This is a genomic window from Anaerococcus sp. HMSC075B03 (genome assembly GCF_001815585.1).
GTDB lineage: Bacteria > Bacillota > Clostridia > Tissierellales > Peptoniphilaceae > Anaerococcus > Anaerococcus vaginalis.
Map to the genome: position 1 here is coordinate 108,228 of NZ_KV821162.1, position 15,686 is coordinate 123,913.

Consider the following 15,686-nt stretch of genomic DNA (forward strand, 5'->3'; position numbering starts at 1 on the left):
TAGTATGGAATTTAAAAGAAGCCACATGTGTGGCGAACTTAGAGAAGAAAATATTGGAGAAGAAGTTGTACTTATGGGCTGGGTTGCCAAAAAAAGAAATCTTGGCTCATTGGTGTTTATAGATCTTAGAGATAAAACAGGTATAACACAAATTGTAACACGTGAAGATGATAATGAAAATTATAAAATAGCAAAAGATGTAGCTGGAGAATATGTTTTGGAAGTTAAGGGAGAAGTTAGAGAAAGAGAATCTAAAAATCCAGAAATTCCAACAGGAAACATAGAAATAATAGCTAGTAAAATCAATATTTTAGATAAGGCAAAAACACCTCCTATTTATATTAAAGAAGATGATGATGTAAGTGAAAATTTAAAATTAAAATACAGATACCTTGATATGAGAAAACAATCAGTTCAAAAAAATCTAAAATTAAGATCTGATATTGTTAGGTGTATGAGAGAGTATATGTATGATAATGGATTTACAGAAGTTGAAACACCATTTCTTACAAAACCAACTCCAGAGGGAGCTAGAGATTATTTGGTTCCATCAAGAGTTAATCAAGGAAAGTTTTACGCATTGCCACAATCTCCACAATTAATGAAGCAATTGTTGATGATTGGTTCATTGGATAGGTATTTCCAGATAGTAAAATGTTTTAGAGATGAAGATTTAAGAGCAAACAGACAACCAGAATTTACACAACTAGATCTTGAATTAAGTTTTGCTGATCAAGATGATGTTATTAAAGTAAATGAAGGATTATTAAAAACACTTTTTGATAATTTTACTGACTATGATTTAAAACTTCCAATCCAAAGAATGGATTATTCAGAAGCTATGAATTCATACGGATCTGATAAACCAGATTTAAGATATGGATATAAGATAAATGATATTTCAGAAATATTTAAAGATTGTGATTTTAAAGTTTTCACAGATAATATCAAAGAAGGTCATTCAGTAAGAGCAATTAATTTTAAAGGACAAGCAGGAAATTATTCAAGAAAGCAATTAGATAAACTAACAGATTTTGTAAAAGATTATGGCTTAAAAGGATTGAGTTTTATTAAATTTAATTCAAAAGATGACATTAATTCTTCTATTAAAAAATTCTTAACAGACGAAATTGTTGAAAATTTAATAGAAAAATTAGATATTTCTGATAATGATTTGATTTTAATTGGAGCTGATAAAAATAAAACTGTTCTTGAAGGACTTGGAGCTTTAAGAAGAAAAGTTGCAAAAGATCAAAATCTTTATGAAAAAGAATATGCTTTTTGTTGGGTTGTAAACTTCCCTATGTTTGAATATAGCGAAGAAGAAGACAGATACGTTTCACAACACCATCCATTTACAATGCCAAATGAAGAAGACATTGATTTATTACTTACAGAACCTGAGAAAGTAAGAACTCAAGCTTATGATATTGTAATAAATGGAGATGAAATGGGTGGAGGTTCAGTAAGAATAAACAATCAAGAACTTCAAGAAAAAGTATTTAAGGCTTTAAAATTATCTGATGATGACATAGAACAAAAATTTGGTTTCTTTATAGAAGCTTTACAATATGGAACACCTCCTCATGCAGGACTTGCTTATGGACTTGATAGGTTGGTAATGTTATTTGCAAAAACTGAAAATATTAAAGATATTATTGCATTTCCAAAAACTCAATCAGCAACTTGCCCATTAACTCAAGCTCCAAGTATAGTTGATGAAAAAAGTTTAAATGAATTAAGCATTGAGGTAAAAGAATAAAAGGAGCATTGGATGCAAACTATTAGTAAAAAAGGAATAGTCGTAGAAAACTTAAATGGCAATGTAAAAGTAATGATTCAAAAGGAATCAGGATGTGGATCTTGCTCTTCATGTGGTGGTTGTGAAATAAAACCATCTTACTACACTACATTTACTAATGAAAATCTAAATCCTGGAGACTTTGTTTATCTAGATTCAGATATAAAAACTGTAAATAGACTTTCTTATTTCACTTATTTATTTCCAGTTTTTATGATGATATTTGGAGCTGTTTTAGCTAATACAATATTTAAAGATAAGTTTCTAGATAATAATTTACTTACTGTTTTGTTTATATTTTTATTTTTAGCAATATCTATTTTTATTCTAAGAATGATGGATAAGAGATATGAAAATAAGGATATAATTACAATAAGAAAAGCCTAATATAGATAAGGTTAGCTTTGCTAACTTTATCTATTTATTTATCTTAAAATTAATGGAGAATATAATGAACGCACCAATAGTTACACTGGTAGGAAGAACTAATGTTGGGAAATCGACATTATTTAATAAATTAGTTGGCAAAAGAAAAGCTATTACAGAAGATGTGAATGGGGTCACTAGAGATAGGGTTTATGACAAAGTTGAATGGATAGGTCATGAATTTATACTAGCAGATACAGGCGGACTTGATATTTCAAATAAGGAACTTATGAATCAAGAAATAAAGTCTCAAGTTGAAAAAGCCTTATTAGAAAGTGATTTAATTCTTTTTGTTGTAGATGGAAGAGAAGGAATAAATCCACACGATTATGAAATAGCTGATGAAATTAGAAAATATAATAAAAAAGTTATAGTTGTAGCAAATAAAATTGATGGAGCAAATATACCAGATCATATTTATGATTTTTATCAATTTGGTTTTGACGATTTGATTAGTACATCTGCAGAAGGTTCAAAAAATCTTGGAGATTTGTTAGATAAAATTGTTGGCTTTATAGATTTTTCTAAATTCGATACGGATTTAGATGCTACAAGAATTGCAATAATTGGAAAACCTAATGCTGGTAAATCATCTCTTGTAAATCATCTTTTGAATGAAGAAAGAATGATTGTTACCGATATTGCAGGAACTACAAGAGATGCCATAGATACTTATTGGCAATATAAAGGTAATAATTATGTTTTGATTGACACGGCAGGACTTAGGAGAAAAAATAAAGTAAGCGATAATATAGAATATTATGCAAATCAAAGAACTTTTGATGCTGTTGATAGCTCAGAAATTTGTTTGTTTTTAATAGATGCAACAGTCGGAGTAACTGAGCAAGATACAAAAATTGCAGGATATGCTCACAACCAGAAAAAAGCAATTATAATTGCTGTTAATAAATGGGATAAGGTTCAAAAAGAAACAAATACAATGAAAAATATGGAAAAAGAAATTAGAAATAAGCTTTCTTTTGCTTTATATGCCCCAATTATTTTTATTTCGGTTCTAAAAGGACAAAGGATTACAGATCTTTTGAATTTAATTGAAATTGTAAATAGCAATTATCACACAAGAATAAAAACTGGAGTATTAAATACTATCTTGCAAGATGCAATAATGATGACAGCACCTCCTCAAGATAAGGGAAAAAGATTAAAAATATTTTATATCTCACAAGTTCAAACTGCTCCACCAAAGTTTTTATTGCATGTAAATGACAAAGAGTTGATGCATTTTTCATATCAAAGATATTTGGAAAATCAAATAAGACAAAATTACAGTCTTCAAGGAGTACCTTTTACTTTTGAAATTAGAGAAAGGAAAGAAAAATGAAATTTGTTTTAGTTGCACTTTTTTCATATTTAATTGGCTCTATCCCTTTTTCTTATATAATAGCTAAAATTTTTTTCAAAAAAGATATAAGAAGTATGGGAAGTGGAAATCCTGGAACTACAAATGTATTTAGAAACTTTGGAGCACTTGCAGGTTGCTTTTGCTTGTTTTTAGATATGGCTAAGGGATTAGTGGCAGTTTATTTTTCCATGTTTTTCCTTGGCGAAAAATATGCTTTAACTGCTCTTGTTTTTGTAGTTTTAGGTCATATATTTTCAATTTTTTTAAAATTTAAGGGAGGAAAAGGAGTAGCAACATCTGCTGGAGCGTTGTTTGCTTATGATTTGAGAGTTTTCTTGTGTCTATTAATTTTATTTTTAATAGTTTTTTTACTTACAAGAACAGTTTCCAAAGCATCATTAAGTGCAAGTTTACTTGCTCCATTTATTTCTTATTATTTTCAAGGTCTAAGTGCCTTTACACTAATTATATTATTTGTCGCAGTTACTATTATTATCGAACATAGGTCAAATATAATTAGAATTAAAAATCACGAAGAAAAGAAAATGTTTTAAAGGAGTATTATGAAAATTTCAATTATTGGAGCAGGAAGTTGGGCAAGTGCTATTGCTGATTTCCTTTCAAAAGACAATGAAGTTTTAATGTATGCTAGAAATATTGAAGATGTAGATAATATAAATAATTTACATATCAATAAAAAATATTTTGCTGATGTAAAATTAAGTGAAAATATAAAGGCTACTAATAAAATAGAAGACTTATTAGAAAATAAAATAATAATAAATGCTATACCAACTCAAAAGACAAGAGAAGTATTAAGCAATATAAAAGATGGACTTGATGAGAAAATTTTGGTTAATTTATCCAAAGGGATAGAAATTAAAACATTAAAAAGAATATCACAAGTAATTTACGAATTAAATCCAAATTGCACTTATGCAGTTTTGTCAGGGCCAAGTCATGCTGAAGAAGTGATTAGAAAAATGCCTACAGCTTTGGTTTGTGCTTGTGAAGATGAAAAAATCGCAAAAGAAATTCAAGATATATTTTCAAAATATTATTTAAGAGTATATACTTCAACTGACGTTATAGGCTGTGAAATTGGTGGAGCTATAAAAAATGTACTTGCTTTTGGTATAGGAATGGTTACAGGTTTGGGATTTGGAGATAATACTAAAGCTGCGATTATGACTAGAGGAATCTATGAAATGAATAAATTTGCCATAAGCCAAGGAGCAGATAGAAAAACAATAAATGGACTTTGTGGAATAGGAGATTTGATTGTTACTGCTACAAGTATGCATTCAAGAAATAATAGGTGTGGGATATTATTTGGAAAAGGCTATTCATTAGATGATGCTTGTAAGGAAGTTAAAACAGTTGTTGAGGGAATTCCAACTACAAAGGCTCTTTACAATCTATCAAAAAAAGAAAATATTGAGCTACCTATTACAAATGAAATTTATAAGGTGATTTTTGAAAATAAAAATCCAAAAGATTCTGTAGAAGTTTTGATGAATAGAGATAAAAAAAGCGAATATTAGATTGGATGTGTTATGACTATAAAAGATAATATTGATGATTTAAAAAAAGACTTAGAAAATTATGATGCTAATCTTTTGGCTGTAACAAAAACTCATGGTATAGATAAAATTATGGAAGTTTACAATTACGGTTTAAGGGATTTTGGAGAAAATAAAGTTCAAGAATTAATAGAAAAAAAAGAAAAAATGCCAGAAGATATTAATTGGCATTTGATAGGTCATTTACAAACTAATAAGGTTAATAAAATTGTAGGAGAAGTTTCTTTAATTCATTCGGTTGATTCTTTAAAAATTTTAAAAAAGATTAATAGCCGTGCAAAATCTTTATCAATTGTTCAAGATTGTTTGATACAAGTAAATGTTTCAAAAGAAGAAACAAAGTCAGGATTTTTTGTTGATGAGATTGATAAAGTGATTGAAGAGGCTTCAAAATTAGATAATATTAACATAAAAGGTTTAATGACTATGGCTCCTAATACAGAAGATGAAAATCTTATTAGGAATTGCTTTAGGGAACTTAAAAAAATATTCGAAAAATTATCCAATTTAAGTTATAATAATATTGAAATGAAATATCTTTCGATGGGAATGACTCATGATTATAAAATAGCTCTTGAAGAAGGGGCTAATATAATTAGAGTAGGATCAAAAATATTTGGTAAAAGGATGTATAAAAATGTTAGATAAATTTAAAGAATTTATAGGAATTGACGATGATTACGATGAATATGATGAAGAAGTTGATGAAGAGGAAGAAGTAGAAAAAACTAGCGAAAAAACTTATAGCCCTAGCTCAACTTATGATTTTAGTAGTACAATGGGCTCAGATAACGCTAAGACAAGCACCTATTCATCATTTTCAAATGATTATTCTTCTAATAACAAAGCTAGAAAAATTAGAGGAGGAGACAATATAGTTAGTATGAATAGTAATAATAGAAGCTTCGGAAAAAGCACATCAAATTCTTTTAGAATTTCTATTCAAGAACCATTAAGCTACGATGAAGATGGTCCAAAAATTGTTGATGATATTTTAGATAAAAAAGTTGTAGTATTAAATCTTGAAATGCTAGAAGTTGACAAAAAAAGACAAATTTTAGATTTTGTATCTGGTGCTGTTTATGCTCTTGAAGGAACAGTAGAAAAAGTTTCTAAAGGAATTTTTGTAATTTGTCCAAAGGGCGTAGATATTGATAATTATGTAGAAGATCAAATTTCTAGCGGAAATTACAATCAATTATAATTTGTAATTTAATAAATCTTTTATGAAATTAGAATATAATATTGATTTTGTTGAAGATAAATCTGTCAAAGCAAATATAAAAAAAGCTATCTCTTTATTAGAAAAATCATTTTATACTAGAAAGGAAGTTTCAAGTTTTTTCTTAAATCCATTTGAGATTTCTGTATTAAATGATATAGCAAAAATTAATAATATAGAGATAGTTTTTTTGTCATGCAATGAATCTAGCGAAAGACAAATATTTGTTGCAAATCCTTATTCAAATGAAATTAATACTAAAGACTACATAAGTGTATTAGAATTCAAAAAAAATAGTATAAAACATCCAGATGTCCTTGGAGCTCTTTTAAATTTAGGTCTTGAAAGAAATGATATTGGAGATATTTATGTTGGAGATGAAATTTGCGAATTTGTAGTTTTAAATAAGGATAAGGATTTTGTTAAATTTAACCTAAGTAAAATAAAAAATGAAAGAGTAAATATTGATTTTAAAAAAGATAATATTTTAAATTTGCCAAAAATTGATTATATAGAAAATAGAGGATTTGTTTCTTCGCTTAGACTTGATAATATTGTTAGTGAATTTATAAATCTTTCAAGATCAAAGGCAAAAATTTTAATTCAAAGAAGGTTAGTGAAGGTTAATTATCAAATTATTGATAATCCTTCAAAAATTATTGATGATAATTCTTTAATATCGATTAGAAAAGAAGGCAAATTTATTTTTGATAAGGTAATAGGAAAGAGTAAAAAAGATAATTATCACATAGAATATAGGAAGTATAAATGATTTACACAATTTTAATAATTATTGGAATAATACTAGATAGGTTTACAAAAGCTTATGCAATATCACATTTTATTGAAAATCCAGTTTTTACAAATTTTATTAATTTTCTTTATGTAGAAAACAGGGGTGCAGCTTTTGGGATATTGCAAAATAAGAGGATATTTTTTCTTGTATTGACTTTAGTTGTTGTTATTTATTTATTGTATTATTTCATTAGAAACATAAAAAGCAATCCAAAATTATTAAACATTTCATTATCTTTAATTGTTTCTGGAGCTTTAGGGAATTTCTATGACAGATTATTTCATGGATTTGTTGTAGATTTTATAGAATTTTCTTTTTTTGATTTTCCAGTTTTTAATGTAGCAGATATTTTGGTTACTACTGGATCAGTTTTGTTGATTATTTTTATAATTTTCGGAAAAATGGATGGAGAAGAAAATGTCAGTTCAAATAGGAAATGATTGGGATGAAATTTTAAAAGATGAATGGAAAAAAGATTATTATATTAGATTAAGAAAAAATCTTATTAATGAATATAAAAATTATACAATTTATCCAAATATGTATGATATTTTTAATGCATTAAAAAAAGTTTCTTATGAAGATACAAAAGTTGTAATATTAGGACAAGATCCTTACCATGGTGTGGGGCAAGCTCATGGCTTTTCTTTTTCTGTCCAAGAAGGTATAAAAACACCTCCATCATTGTTAAATATTTACAAAGAATTACATGATGATTTAGGCTTATATATACCTAATAATGGAAATTTAATTAAATGGGCTAATCAAGGAGTATTGTTATTAAATTCCACATTAACTGTTAGAGCTCATCAAGCAAATTCTCACAAAGATATAGGTTGGACAATATTAACTGATAATATTATAAAATTATTAAATGAAAGAGAAAAACCTATTGTATTTATTCTTTGGGGCAAGTTTGCTCAATCTAAAGAAGAACTGATAACAAATAATAGGCATTTAATTTTAAAAAGTGCTCACCCATCTCCATTCGCAGCTCATAGAGGATTTTTTGGTTCAAAACCATTTTCAAAAACCAATAATTTTTTAATAAAAAATAATATGAGTCCAATTGATTGGCAAATAGAAGAGACTGTTGCAAAATGATTTATTCATTCTGTAACAGTCTCTTTTTCAATTAAAAATTTCATAATATTTAAGATATTTTCACAAGAAAAAATCTTATCTTCCATTATGGATATTAAATTTTTATTTATTTTATACTTTCCTTTATTTTCGATATTAAAATTATTAACTGTTACAAAACCCGATGAATTTTTTGATAACTTCCCATACAAAACTATAATTTTTAATTCAATAGAATAGTTGCTAATATTTAATGAATAGTTTTCTCCACGAAAATATGATTTTTTTAAAATTTTATTGGAAATAAAATTTATATAGGCAATATCCTTATCAATATAAGCACTGTCTAAGTGAATTTTGTAATTATTTATTTCAAATGAAAGTTCATCATTAATAATTTCTTCTATATTAGCAATAGCTTCTGTTGCTATTAGGTCATTTTTATTATGAATTAATATAGGCCATGGATTGTTCCTGTTTTTAATATCATCACTTAATTTACTAATAACCTTGTATCTAGATGGGTCATTTCTTTCTATTCCAACAATTTTTTCTATATTTGTAAGTTTCATAGAATCAAATTCTATTAATTTTCTTTTATTCTTTATAATTTTATAAAGGTCCAAATTAATTTGCCAGATTGGTTCTTCTTTATTTTCTATTAATCTAATATTTAAAAAAGGTAGATCAAAAATATCTCCATTATAGGTTATTAATTTTTTGTTTTGAATTTTTTCTTTATAAATTTTTAATAATTTTACTTCTTCTTTATCATTTTTTGAAAAATATTGGTCTATATAAAATTTATTTTTTTTATAATCAAAATATATTAGTCCTAAAACTACAAGCTTATCTTTTTTTGGATCAAGTCCTGTAGTTTCAATATCTAAAATACATTCATCTTTTTTTAAATTTTTCCCATAAAAAGGGTATCTAACACATAACATACTTATACTATACCTTATATTTGATTTATTTTCTTTCTAATAATATAATAAATAAGTTAAAGGATGTGATAAAATGATATATTTAGATAATGCTGCTACAACAAAAATGTATGATGAAGTTATTGATATAGAAAAAGATTTTGAAAAAAATTTTTTTGCCAATCCATCAGCCTTACATAGTTTTGGTATGGATGTGGAAAATAAAGTAAAAGAGGCTAGAAAAATTATTTCCTCTTACATAAATGCAAATGAAAGTGAAATTTATTTTACAAAAGGAGCAACAGAATCCAATAATATAGTAATAAATTCATTAGCAGGCGAAAATAATAAGGCGATAACAACAAAATTAGAACATTCGTCTGTTATTGATGCTTTTGATAATTCAATTTATAAGGAAGTAAAACTTATTTCAAACGATGAATTTGGATTTGTTGATGTTGATAAATTAGAAAAAGCTATTGATGAAAAAACAAAATTAGTATCAATAATTTATGTTCAAAATGAAATAGGAAGTATTCAAGATATAAGAAAAATTTCTGATATTATTAAGAAAAAAAATAAGGATATTTTATTTCATATAGATGCTACTCAGGCATTAGGGAAAATTTCATGCGATGTTAAAAAATTAGGAGTTGATGCTATGAGCTTTTCATCACATAAAGTTCATGGACCAAAAGGAATTGGTGCTTTATATATTAAAAATTCCTTTAAAAATAAAATTAAACCCTTAATGTATGGGGGAAGGCAAGAAATATTTTCTTCTGGAACAACTAATGCTCCTGCAATTTATAGTTTTGCTAAGGCATTAGAATTATCAAAAGAAAAAGAAGATTTTTCTTATGTTAAAAATTTAAACATTTATTTAAGAAATAAAATTTTGGATAAATGTTCTGATATTCACGTTAATTCTCCCTTAGAAAATTCAAGTCCCTATATATTAAATATATCTTTTGGTAAAATAAAATCAGAAGTTTTACTTCACATGCTAGAATCAGATGAAATTTTTGTATCAAGCGGTTCAGCTTGCTCAAAAGGAAATAATAGCAGGATACTTTCAGCGCTTAATTTAAATGAAAAATATATGGATGGAGCTATTAGATTTTCATTTTCGAATGATATTTCAATTGAAGATTTGGATCTTGTTGCTGAGAAATTATATACTTATGTAGAAGAAATAAGAAAGGTGTTTTAATGGAAGATTTACTATCAGTAAGCTTTGGGGAATTATTTTTAAAAGGAAAAAATAGAAATAAATTTTTTAAAGCTGCAATCAATAATATAAAAAGAAATATAAAAGACATTGGCTATGAAGATATGTATCTTGAAAGCTCAAAATTATATATAAAAGCCGATAAAAATGATTTTGATGATCTGATTCGAGAAATAAAAAAAGTTTTTGGAATAATTTATATTTCAGAAATTAAAAGATGCGACAAAAATAAAGAATCTATAGAAAATGCTCTAAAAGAAATTTTAGATAATATGGATATAAAAAATAAAACTTTTAAAGTTATAACAAATAGAGTTGATAAATCATTTGAAATAAAATCTCCAGAATTTTCACAAATGATGGGTGGATTTATCCTAAAAAATTATGCCAAAAAAAATAATTTAAAAGTTGACGTTCATAATCCAGATTTTAAAGTTTTTATAGATATAAAAAAATATGCCTATGTTTATGCAAATAGGCACGAAGGAATGGGAGGACTTCCACTAGGCTCAAGTGGAAATGGACTTTTGTTATTATCAGGAGGAATTGATTCACCAGTTGCAGGTTTTATGATGGCAAAAAGAGGAATGAGAATTAATTGTCTGCATTTTCATTCTTATCCATTTACATCAAAAAGAGCCTTGCAAAAAGCTATTGATTTAGGAAAAATATTGTCCCAATATACTGGAAATATGAGAATATATTCTGTAAATATGGCAGAAATTTACAAATCAATAAATAAAAATTGTCATAGAAATCAAACAACAATTTTATCGAGAAGATTTATGATGAGAATAGCTGAAAAAATTTCAGAAAAAAATAGTTATGATGCTTTAATTACAGGAGAAAGTTTAGGTCAGGTTGCAAGCCAAACAGTAGAGTCTATGACTGTAATAGAAGATGCAACAAAACTTCCAATTTTTAAACCATTAATTGCACTTGATAAAACAGAAATAATTGATAGGGCACTATTCATTGGTTCTTATGAAAAAAGTATTGAACCTTATGATGATTGTTGCTCAATTTTTGCCCCATCAAATCCAATTACAAAACCAAAACTAAAATATATAAAAGAAAGTGAAAGTAATTTAGATATTGAAAATCTAGAAAATAAGGCAATTGAAAATATGGAAATATTTGATATATAAGTTGACAAAACTTGTATTTATTGGTAATATATTATGGTAAACCGCTCAGTATGGGTACTGATCACCTTGACTGGCGAGAATCTAAATAGGAGGTGTACTATGTACGCTATAATTAAGACAGGTGGAAAACAATATAAAGTATCAGAAGGCGATCTAGTTAGAGTTGAAAAACTTAATGCAGAAATAGGAGATAGTGTAAGCTTTGAAGATGTACTATTAGTAAAAAGCGATAGTGATTTAAAAGTTGGAACTCCAATAGTTGAAAATGCAAAAGTTGAAGCTACTGTAAAAGATCAAGCTAAAGACAAAAAAATAGTTGTGTTTAAATATAGACCTAAAAAAGCATCAAAAACTAAAAAAGGTCATAGACAACCATATACTTTAGTTGAAATTAACAATATTTCTTGTTAATGATTGATGTTACTTTATTAATAAAAAATGAAAAAAGATTAGGATTTGCAATAAAAGGTCATGCAAATTTTGATCAACACGGATATGATATAGTTTGTGCTGCAGTGTCGATTTTATCATACACAGCGGTAAATACCCTAGATTATTATGAAATAGATTTTGATTTTTTTGATGATGAAAAGGAAATGAAAGTTTCGCTAAAAAATTCAAATGAAAAATCTGAAATAATTTTAAATAATTTTGAAATTGGTATTAAAACTTTACTCACAAATTATAATGAATATGTTAATTTAAATTATAGGGAGGTTTAGGATGTTTTTAAACATAAACTTACAAAGATTTTCTAGTAAAAAAGGAGTTTCTTCTTCTAAAAACGGTAGAGATTCTAATGCAAAAAGACTTGGCGTTAAAAGAGCTGATGGACAAACAGTAAATGCTGGAACAATTATCGTTAGACAAAGAGGAACAAAAATTCACCCTGGCGAAAATGTAAAAAAAGGTGGAGATGACACACTTTTTGCTGTATGCCAAGGAGTAGTTAAATTTGAAAGAAAAGGAAAAAATAGAAAACAAGTTTCTGTATATCCAAAGCAAGACATTGCTTAATAGAGAACTAGCTTGCCCACGGGCAAGCTTTTTTTGTAAAAAGGAAATTTATACCAATGATTGATTATGCAAAAATCGAACTTCAAGCTGGAAAAGGTGGAGATGGTGCAGTCGCCTTCAGAAGAGAAAAATATGAACCTACAGGAGGGCCTGCAGGTGGAGATGGAGGAGATGGAGCAAGTATTTATATAAAAGCTACGAATTCCCTTTCAACCCTTGAAGAATATAGATATAAAAATAAATATAAAGCAACAAACGGCGAAGACGGTATGGGTAAAAAAAGATTTGGAAAAAAAGGAGAAGATCTTTATTTATATGTACCAGTTGGAACAATCGTTAGAGAAAGTACAAGCGGAAAAATTATAAAAGATTTGAAAAAAAATGGAGAAGAATTTCTAATAGCGAAAGGTGGCAAAGGTGGAAAAGGAAATGTTCATTACAAATCTTCCACAAGACAAGCTCCACGTTTTGCTCAAAAAGGAAAAGAAGGTCAAAAAATAACTATAAGCCTTGAGCTTAAAATTTTGGCTGATGTTGGTTTGGTTGGACTTCCAAATGTAGGAAAATCAACCTTGATTTCTGTCATTTCTAAAGCAAAACCAAAAATTGCAAATTACCATTTTACAACTCTTGATCCAAATCTAGGAGTTGTTAAAATTGATAAAGAAAGATCTTTTATAGTTGCTGATATTCCAGGACTAATAGAGGGTGCCAATGAAGGCTTAGGTCTTGGCCATGATTTTTTAAAACACGTTCAAAGATGTAAAATTCTTGTTCATTTAGTAGATATTTCAGGTTTTGAAGGACGAGATCCTATTGAAGATTTTGAGCTTATAAATAAGGAATTAAAATTATTTGATGAAAATCTTTATAACAAATATCAAATAGTTGCTCTTAATAAATCAGACTTAGATTTTAATGAAAATTATAAAAAGTTTGAAGAAAAATACTCAGATAAATATAAAATTTTTAGAATTTCGGCAGCTACAACAAATGGCATAAAAGATTTGATTGATGAAGTTTCAAGAGTTTTATATAATTTTGAAGATGAACAATACGATCTTGATGAAAAAGTCGATGAAGCTTATCTTGAAGAATTTTATGATAAGTCAATTGCAAGTGATGAATTAAACTTTGAAATAGAAGATGGGATTTATGTTTGCAACGGATATAGAATCGATAAGCTTTTAGAAAAAGTTAACTTAGATGATTATGATAGTCGTATGTATTTTGAAAAAAATCTAAGAGAAATGGGTGTTTTTGAAAAATTTGTAGAAATGGGAATCCAAGAAGGAGATTCTGTTGCTATAGGAGATATAGTTTTTGATTATTATGAATAGGAGATAAAATGATTTCAGGAAAAGAAAGATCATATCTAAAATCTTTAGCTCATGATTTAAAGCCAATTGTTAATATAGGAAAAAATTCATTAACTGATGAAGTAATTACTTCAATTGATGAGGCTTTGGAAAAAAGAGAGCTTATAAAAATAAAAATACTAAATAATAACTTAGACGATAATGATGAAATTGTTGATGAAGTTATTGAAAAATTAAATTGTGAATTTGTTTCTCATTTAGGTAATATTTTTACCATATATAGAGAAAGCAAGAAAAATAAAAAGATAGATTTATAATGAAAATTGGTCTATTTGGTGGTACATTTGACCCAATTCATATTGGGCATATGATATTGATGGAAAATGTGATTAATAATTTGGATTTGGATAAAATATATGTTCTTCCAAATTCAAATCCACCACACAAATTAGAAAATAAAAAAACAGCCTTAAATTTAAGGCTAAAAATGGTAAATGAAGCTATAAAAGACAATCCAAAACTTGAAATAAATGATTATGATTATAGAGATAATGAAATTCACTATACCTTTAATACTATTAATTATTTTAAAAAATCTTATCCCAATGATGAATTTTTCTTTATAATGGGCGAAGATTCTTTTCTTGACATTGAAAAATGGAAAAATTACAAAGAAATATTAAAAGAAAATTTGATTATTTTTAAAAGGTATAGCAATAAAAATTTTTCACTTATATCTAAAATAAATCAAGTAAGAAAGTATAATAAAAATATATACCTAATTGATAATATGGCTTTAGATATTTCATCAACTTTGATAAGAAACTTAGTAAAAGAAAATAAAAGTATCAGATATTTGGTAAATGATGAAGTTATAAATATCATTAAAGAGGAGAAATTGTATGTTTGATTTTTCTAAATATAAAGACAAGCTTAAAAATGATATTGGAGAAAAAAGATTTAATCATGTAATCAGAGTTAAGGATATGGCTTTAAAAATCAATAAAAATATAGATATTGAGAAAATAAAAACAGCAGCTTTATTACACGATTGTGCAAAATATAATGAAAAATATTATTTAGATAAGTATAAGAAATATTGTGATTTTTCAAATGAAATTATTTCTAATAAAGCAATTTTACATTCATTTTTAGGACCTATTGTTGCTAAATATGAATATGGAGTAGATGATGAAGAAATTTTAAATGCAATTAAATATCATACTACTGGAAAAGAAAATATGACTGATTTTGAAAAAATAATTTTTCTTGCAGATGCTTGCGAAGAAAATAGAAATTATGAAGGTGTAGATAAATTAAGAGAGTTAGCCTTTAAAAATTTGGATGATGCTGTTTTATTTAGCTTAGATGGAACTATAAAGTCACTGGTTGATAGGAAGATGGTAATATTTCCTTTGACTATAAAAGCAAGAAATTATTTATTAAGGGAGAAAAATGGGTAAATTAGATATTGTAGTAAAAACTTTAGAAGATAAACAAGCTTATGATATTAAAGTTATTGATCTTGAAAATAAATCTTCAATAGCAGATTATTTTGTACTTGCTACTGGAAATTCAATTAATCAAAATAAAGCTTTAATAGAATATATTGAGGAAAATCTTAAAAAAGAAGGATTTGATGTTTTATCTATCGAAGGATTGAGAGAAGGAAAATGGATATTAATGGACTGTGGAGAAGTGATAGTTCATATATTTTCATCAAATCAAAGAGAATTTTATAATATAGAAGATTTATGGGAGTCATAAATTA

At 26.7% G+C, this 15,686-nt stretch carries 21 protein-coding genes; 20 read left to right on the forward strand and 1 reads right to left on the reverse strand.

Going from position 1 to position 15,686, the window contains the following annotated elements; translation table 11 throughout:
* Positions 1–4 precede the first annotated feature (4 nt).
* The 10 genes from aspS (at position 5) to HMPREF3045_RS00645 (ending at position 8,295) form a co-directional block, all read left to right on the forward strand.
* Entirely contained in the window at positions 5–1,762 is a 1,758-nt protein-coding gene (gene aspS, locus HMPREF3045_RS00600) for an aspartate--tRNA ligase (protein WP_070736721.1), read from the forward strand.
* A 12-nt stretch (positions 1,763–1,774) separates the two neighbouring features.
* Positions 1,775–2,188, forward strand: coding sequence for a SoxR reducing system RseC family protein (locus HMPREF3045_RS00605; RefSeq protein WP_070736722.1), 414 nt, complete (start codon positions 1,775–1,777; stop codon positions 2,186–2,188).
* Positions 2,189–2,252: 64 nt separating this feature from the next.
* On the forward strand, positions 2,253–3,569 hold the full coding sequence (gene der / locus HMPREF3045_RS00610) for a ribosome biogenesis GTPase Der (protein WP_070640430.1): 1,317 nt from the start codon (positions 2,253–2,255) through the stop codon (positions 3,567–3,569).
* The gene (gene plsY / locus HMPREF3045_RS00615) at positions 3,566–4,144 is read left to right on the forward strand and encodes a glycerol-3-phosphate 1-O-acyltransferase PlsY (protein ID WP_070736723.1); all 579 of its coding nucleotides are present in this window, start codon (positions 3,566–3,568) and stop codon (positions 4,142–4,144) included. Before der ends, plsY begins: the two co-directional genes overlap by 4 nt.
* A gap of 9 nt (positions 4,145–4,153) precedes the next feature.
* The gene (locus HMPREF3045_RS00620; protein WP_070736724.1) at positions 4,154–5,134 is read left to right on the forward strand and encodes an NAD(P)H-dependent glycerol-3-phosphate dehydrogenase; all 981 of its coding nucleotides are present in this window, start codon (positions 4,154–4,156) and stop codon (positions 5,132–5,134) included.
* Between the two features lie 12 nt (positions 5,135–5,146).
* A complete protein-coding gene (locus HMPREF3045_RS00625) occupies positions 5,147–5,821 on the forward strand; it encodes a YggS family pyridoxal phosphate-dependent enzyme (RefSeq protein ID WP_070736725.1) in 675 nt (224 codons plus the stop codon).
* Positions 5,811–6,377 carry a cell division protein SepF gene (locus tag HMPREF3045_RS00630; protein WP_070736726.1) on the forward strand — a complete coding sequence of 189 codons (567 nt, stop codon included), beginning with the start codon at positions 5,811–5,813 and terminating at the stop codon, positions 6,375–6,377. The genes HMPREF3045_RS00625 and HMPREF3045_RS00630 overlap by 11 nt, the downstream gene beginning before the upstream one ends.
* Before the next feature lie 22 nt (positions 6,378–6,399).
* Positions 6,400–7,167 carry a YlmH/Sll1252 family protein gene (locus tag HMPREF3045_RS00635; protein WP_070736727.1) on the forward strand — a complete coding sequence of 256 codons (768 nt, stop codon included), beginning with the start codon at positions 6,400–6,402 and terminating at the stop codon, positions 7,165–7,167.
* On the forward strand, positions 7,164–7,631 hold the full coding sequence (gene lspA / locus HMPREF3045_RS00640) for a signal peptidase II (RefSeq protein WP_019117692.1): 468 nt from the start codon (positions 7,164–7,166) through the stop codon (positions 7,629–7,631). Before HMPREF3045_RS00635 ends, lspA begins: the two co-directional genes overlap by 4 nt.
* On the forward strand, positions 7,609–8,295 hold the full coding sequence (locus tag HMPREF3045_RS00645) for a uracil-DNA glycosylase (protein WP_070736728.1): 687 nt from the start codon (positions 7,609–7,611) through the stop codon (positions 8,293–8,295). Before lspA ends, HMPREF3045_RS00645 begins: the two co-directional genes overlap by 23 nt.
* Positions 8,296–8,300: 5 nt before the next feature.
* Here the strand turns inward: HMPREF3045_RS00645 and HMPREF3045_RS00650 are convergent, their stop codons facing one another.
* Positions 8,301–9,221 carry a ribonuclease H-like domain-containing protein gene (locus HMPREF3045_RS00650; protein ID WP_070736729.1) on the reverse strand — a complete coding sequence of 307 codons (921 nt, stop codon included), beginning with the start codon at positions 9,219–9,221 and terminating at the stop codon, positions 8,301–8,303.
* Positions 9,222–9,294: 73 nt separating this feature from the next.
* Between HMPREF3045_RS00650 and HMPREF3045_RS00655 the strand changes: the two genes are divergently transcribed.
* The 10 genes from HMPREF3045_RS00655 to rsfS all read left to right on the forward strand — a co-directional run bounded on the left by HMPREF3045_RS00655 (position 9,295) and on the right by rsfS (position 15,682).
* Entirely contained in the window at positions 9,295–10,413 is a 1,119-nt protein-coding gene (locus HMPREF3045_RS00655; protein ID WP_070736730.1) for a cysteine desulfurase family protein, read from the forward strand.
* Positions 10,413–11,579, forward strand: coding sequence for a tRNA uracil 4-sulfurtransferase ThiI (thiI, locus tag HMPREF3045_RS00660; RefSeq protein WP_070736731.1), 1,167 nt, complete (start codon positions 10,413–10,415; stop codon positions 11,577–11,579). The genes HMPREF3045_RS00655 and thiI overlap by 1 nt, the downstream gene beginning before the upstream one ends.
* Before the next feature lie 99 nt (positions 11,580–11,678).
* On the forward strand, positions 11,679–11,990 hold the full coding sequence (rplU, locus tag HMPREF3045_RS00665) for a 50S ribosomal protein L21 (RefSeq protein WP_004838787.1): 312 nt from the start codon (positions 11,679–11,681) through the stop codon (positions 11,988–11,990).
* Positions 11,990–12,301 carry a ribosomal-processing cysteine protease Prp gene (locus HMPREF3045_RS00670; protein ID WP_070736732.1) on the forward strand — a complete coding sequence of 104 codons (312 nt, stop codon included), beginning with the start codon at positions 11,990–11,992 and terminating at the stop codon, positions 12,299–12,301. Before rplU ends, HMPREF3045_RS00670 begins: the two co-directional genes overlap by 1 nt.
* 1 nt (position 12,302) lies before the next feature.
* A complete protein-coding gene (rpmA, locus tag HMPREF3045_RS00675; RefSeq protein WP_004838789.1) occupies positions 12,303–12,596 on the forward strand; it encodes a 50S ribosomal protein L27 in 294 nt (97 codons plus the stop codon).
* Between the two features lie 56 nt (positions 12,597–12,652).
* Positions 12,653–13,936: a GTPase ObgE gene (obgE, locus tag HMPREF3045_RS00680; RefSeq protein WP_070736733.1), complete on the forward strand. Its 1,284-nt coding sequence runs from the start codon at positions 12,653–12,655 to the stop codon at positions 13,934–13,936.
* A gap of 8 nt (positions 13,937–13,944) precedes the next feature.
* Positions 13,945–14,232 (forward strand): ribosome assembly RNA-binding protein YhbY, encoded by a 288-nt coding sequence (yhbY, locus tag HMPREF3045_RS00685; RefSeq protein WP_070640446.1) that lies wholly within the window; start codon positions 13,945–13,947, stop codon positions 14,230–14,232.
* Complete coding sequence (gene nadD / locus HMPREF3045_RS00690) at positions 14,232–14,825, forward strand: nicotinate (nicotinamide) nucleotide adenylyltransferase (RefSeq protein WP_070736734.1); 594 nt, start codon at positions 14,232–14,234, stop codon at positions 14,823–14,825. The genes yhbY and nadD overlap by 1 nt, the downstream gene beginning before the upstream one ends.
* Positions 14,818–15,378, forward strand: a complete 561-nt coding sequence (yqeK, locus tag HMPREF3045_RS00695) for a bis(5'-nucleosyl)-tetraphosphatase (symmetrical) YqeK (RefSeq protein WP_019117684.1) — start codon at positions 14,818–14,820, stop codon at positions 15,376–15,378. Before nadD ends, yqeK begins: the two co-directional genes overlap by 8 nt.
* Positions 15,371–15,682 carry a ribosome silencing factor gene (rsfS, locus tag HMPREF3045_RS00700; RefSeq protein ID WP_070736735.1) on the forward strand — a complete coding sequence of 104 codons (312 nt, stop codon included), beginning with the start codon at positions 15,371–15,373 and terminating at the stop codon, positions 15,680–15,682. Before yqeK ends, rsfS begins: the two co-directional genes overlap by 8 nt.
* Positions 15,683–15,686: the final 4 nt, after the last annotated feature.

Excerpts from the sequence above, each read along its gene's own strand:
- der (WP_070640430.1), top strand. The coding sequence starts at position 2,253 with ATGAACGCACCAATAGTTACACTGGTAGGAAGAACTAATGTTGGGAAA.
- aspS (WP_070736721.1), top strand. The coding sequence starts at position 5 with ATGGAATTTAAAAGAAGCCACATGTGTGGCGAACTTAGAGAAGAAAAT.
- lspA (WP_019117692.1), top strand. The coding sequence starts at position 7,164 with ATGATTTACACAATTTTAATAATTATTGGAATAATACTAGATAGGTTT.
- nadD (WP_070736734.1), top strand. The coding sequence starts at position 14,232 with ATGAAAATTGGTCTATTTGGTGGTACATTTGACCCAATTCATATTGGG.
- HMPREF3045_RS00650 (WP_070736729.1), bottom strand. The coding sequence starts at position 9,221 with ATGTTATGTGTTAGATACCCTTTTTATGGGAAAAATTTAAAAAAAGAT.
- rplU (WP_004838787.1), top strand. The coding sequence starts at position 11,679 with ATGTACGCTATAATTAAGACAGGTGGAAAACAATATAAAGTATCAGAA.
- HMPREF3045_RS00645 (WP_070736728.1), top strand. The coding sequence starts at position 7,609 with ATGTCAGTTCAAATAGGAAATGATTGGGATGAAATTTTAAAAGATGAA.
- HMPREF3045_RS00625 (WP_070736725.1), top strand. The coding sequence starts at position 5,147 with ATGACTATAAAAGATAATATTGATGATTTAAAAAAAGACTTAGAAAAT.
- thiI (WP_070736731.1), top strand. The coding sequence starts at position 10,413 with ATGGAAGATTTACTATCAGTAAGCTTTGGGGAATTATTTTTAAAAGGA.
- HMPREF3045_RS00620 (WP_070736724.1), top strand. The coding sequence starts at position 4,154 with ATGAAAATTTCAATTATTGGAGCAGGAAGTTGGGCAAGTGCTATTGCT.
- HMPREF3045_RS00635 (WP_070736727.1), top strand. The coding sequence starts at position 6,400 with ATGAAATTAGAATATAATATTGATTTTGTTGAAGATAAATCTGTCAAA.
- HMPREF3045_RS00670 (WP_070736732.1), top strand. The coding sequence starts at position 11,990 with ATGATTGATGTTACTTTATTAATAAAAAATGAAAAAAGATTAGGATTT.
- yqeK (WP_019117684.1), top strand. The coding sequence starts at position 14,818 with ATGTTTGATTTTTCTAAATATAAAGACAAGCTTAAAAATGATATTGGA.
- yhbY (WP_070640446.1), top strand. The coding sequence starts at position 13,945 with ATGATTTCAGGAAAAGAAAGATCATATCTAAAATCTTTAGCTCATGAT.
- HMPREF3045_RS00630 (WP_070736726.1), top strand. The coding sequence starts at position 5,811 with ATGTTAGATAAATTTAAAGAATTTATAGGAATTGACGATGATTACGAT.
- HMPREF3045_RS00605 (WP_070736722.1), top strand. The coding sequence starts at position 1,775 with ATGCAAACTATTAGTAAAAAAGGAATAGTCGTAGAAAACTTAAATGGC.
- HMPREF3045_RS00655 (WP_070736730.1), top strand. The coding sequence starts at position 9,295 with ATGATATATTTAGATAATGCTGCTACAACAAAAATGTATGATGAAGTT.
- rsfS (WP_070736735.1), top strand. The coding sequence starts at position 15,371 with ATGGGTAAATTAGATATTGTAGTAAAAACTTTAGAAGATAAACAAGCT.
- plsY (WP_070736723.1), top strand. The coding sequence starts at position 3,566 with ATGAAATTTGTTTTAGTTGCACTTTTTTCATATTTAATTGGCTCTATC.
- rpmA (WP_004838789.1), top strand. The coding sequence starts at position 12,303 with ATGTTTTTAAACATAAACTTACAAAGATTTTCTAGTAAAAAAGGAGTT.
- obgE (WP_070736733.1), top strand. The coding sequence starts at position 12,653 with ATGATTGATTATGCAAAAATCGAACTTCAAGCTGGAAAAGGTGGAGAT.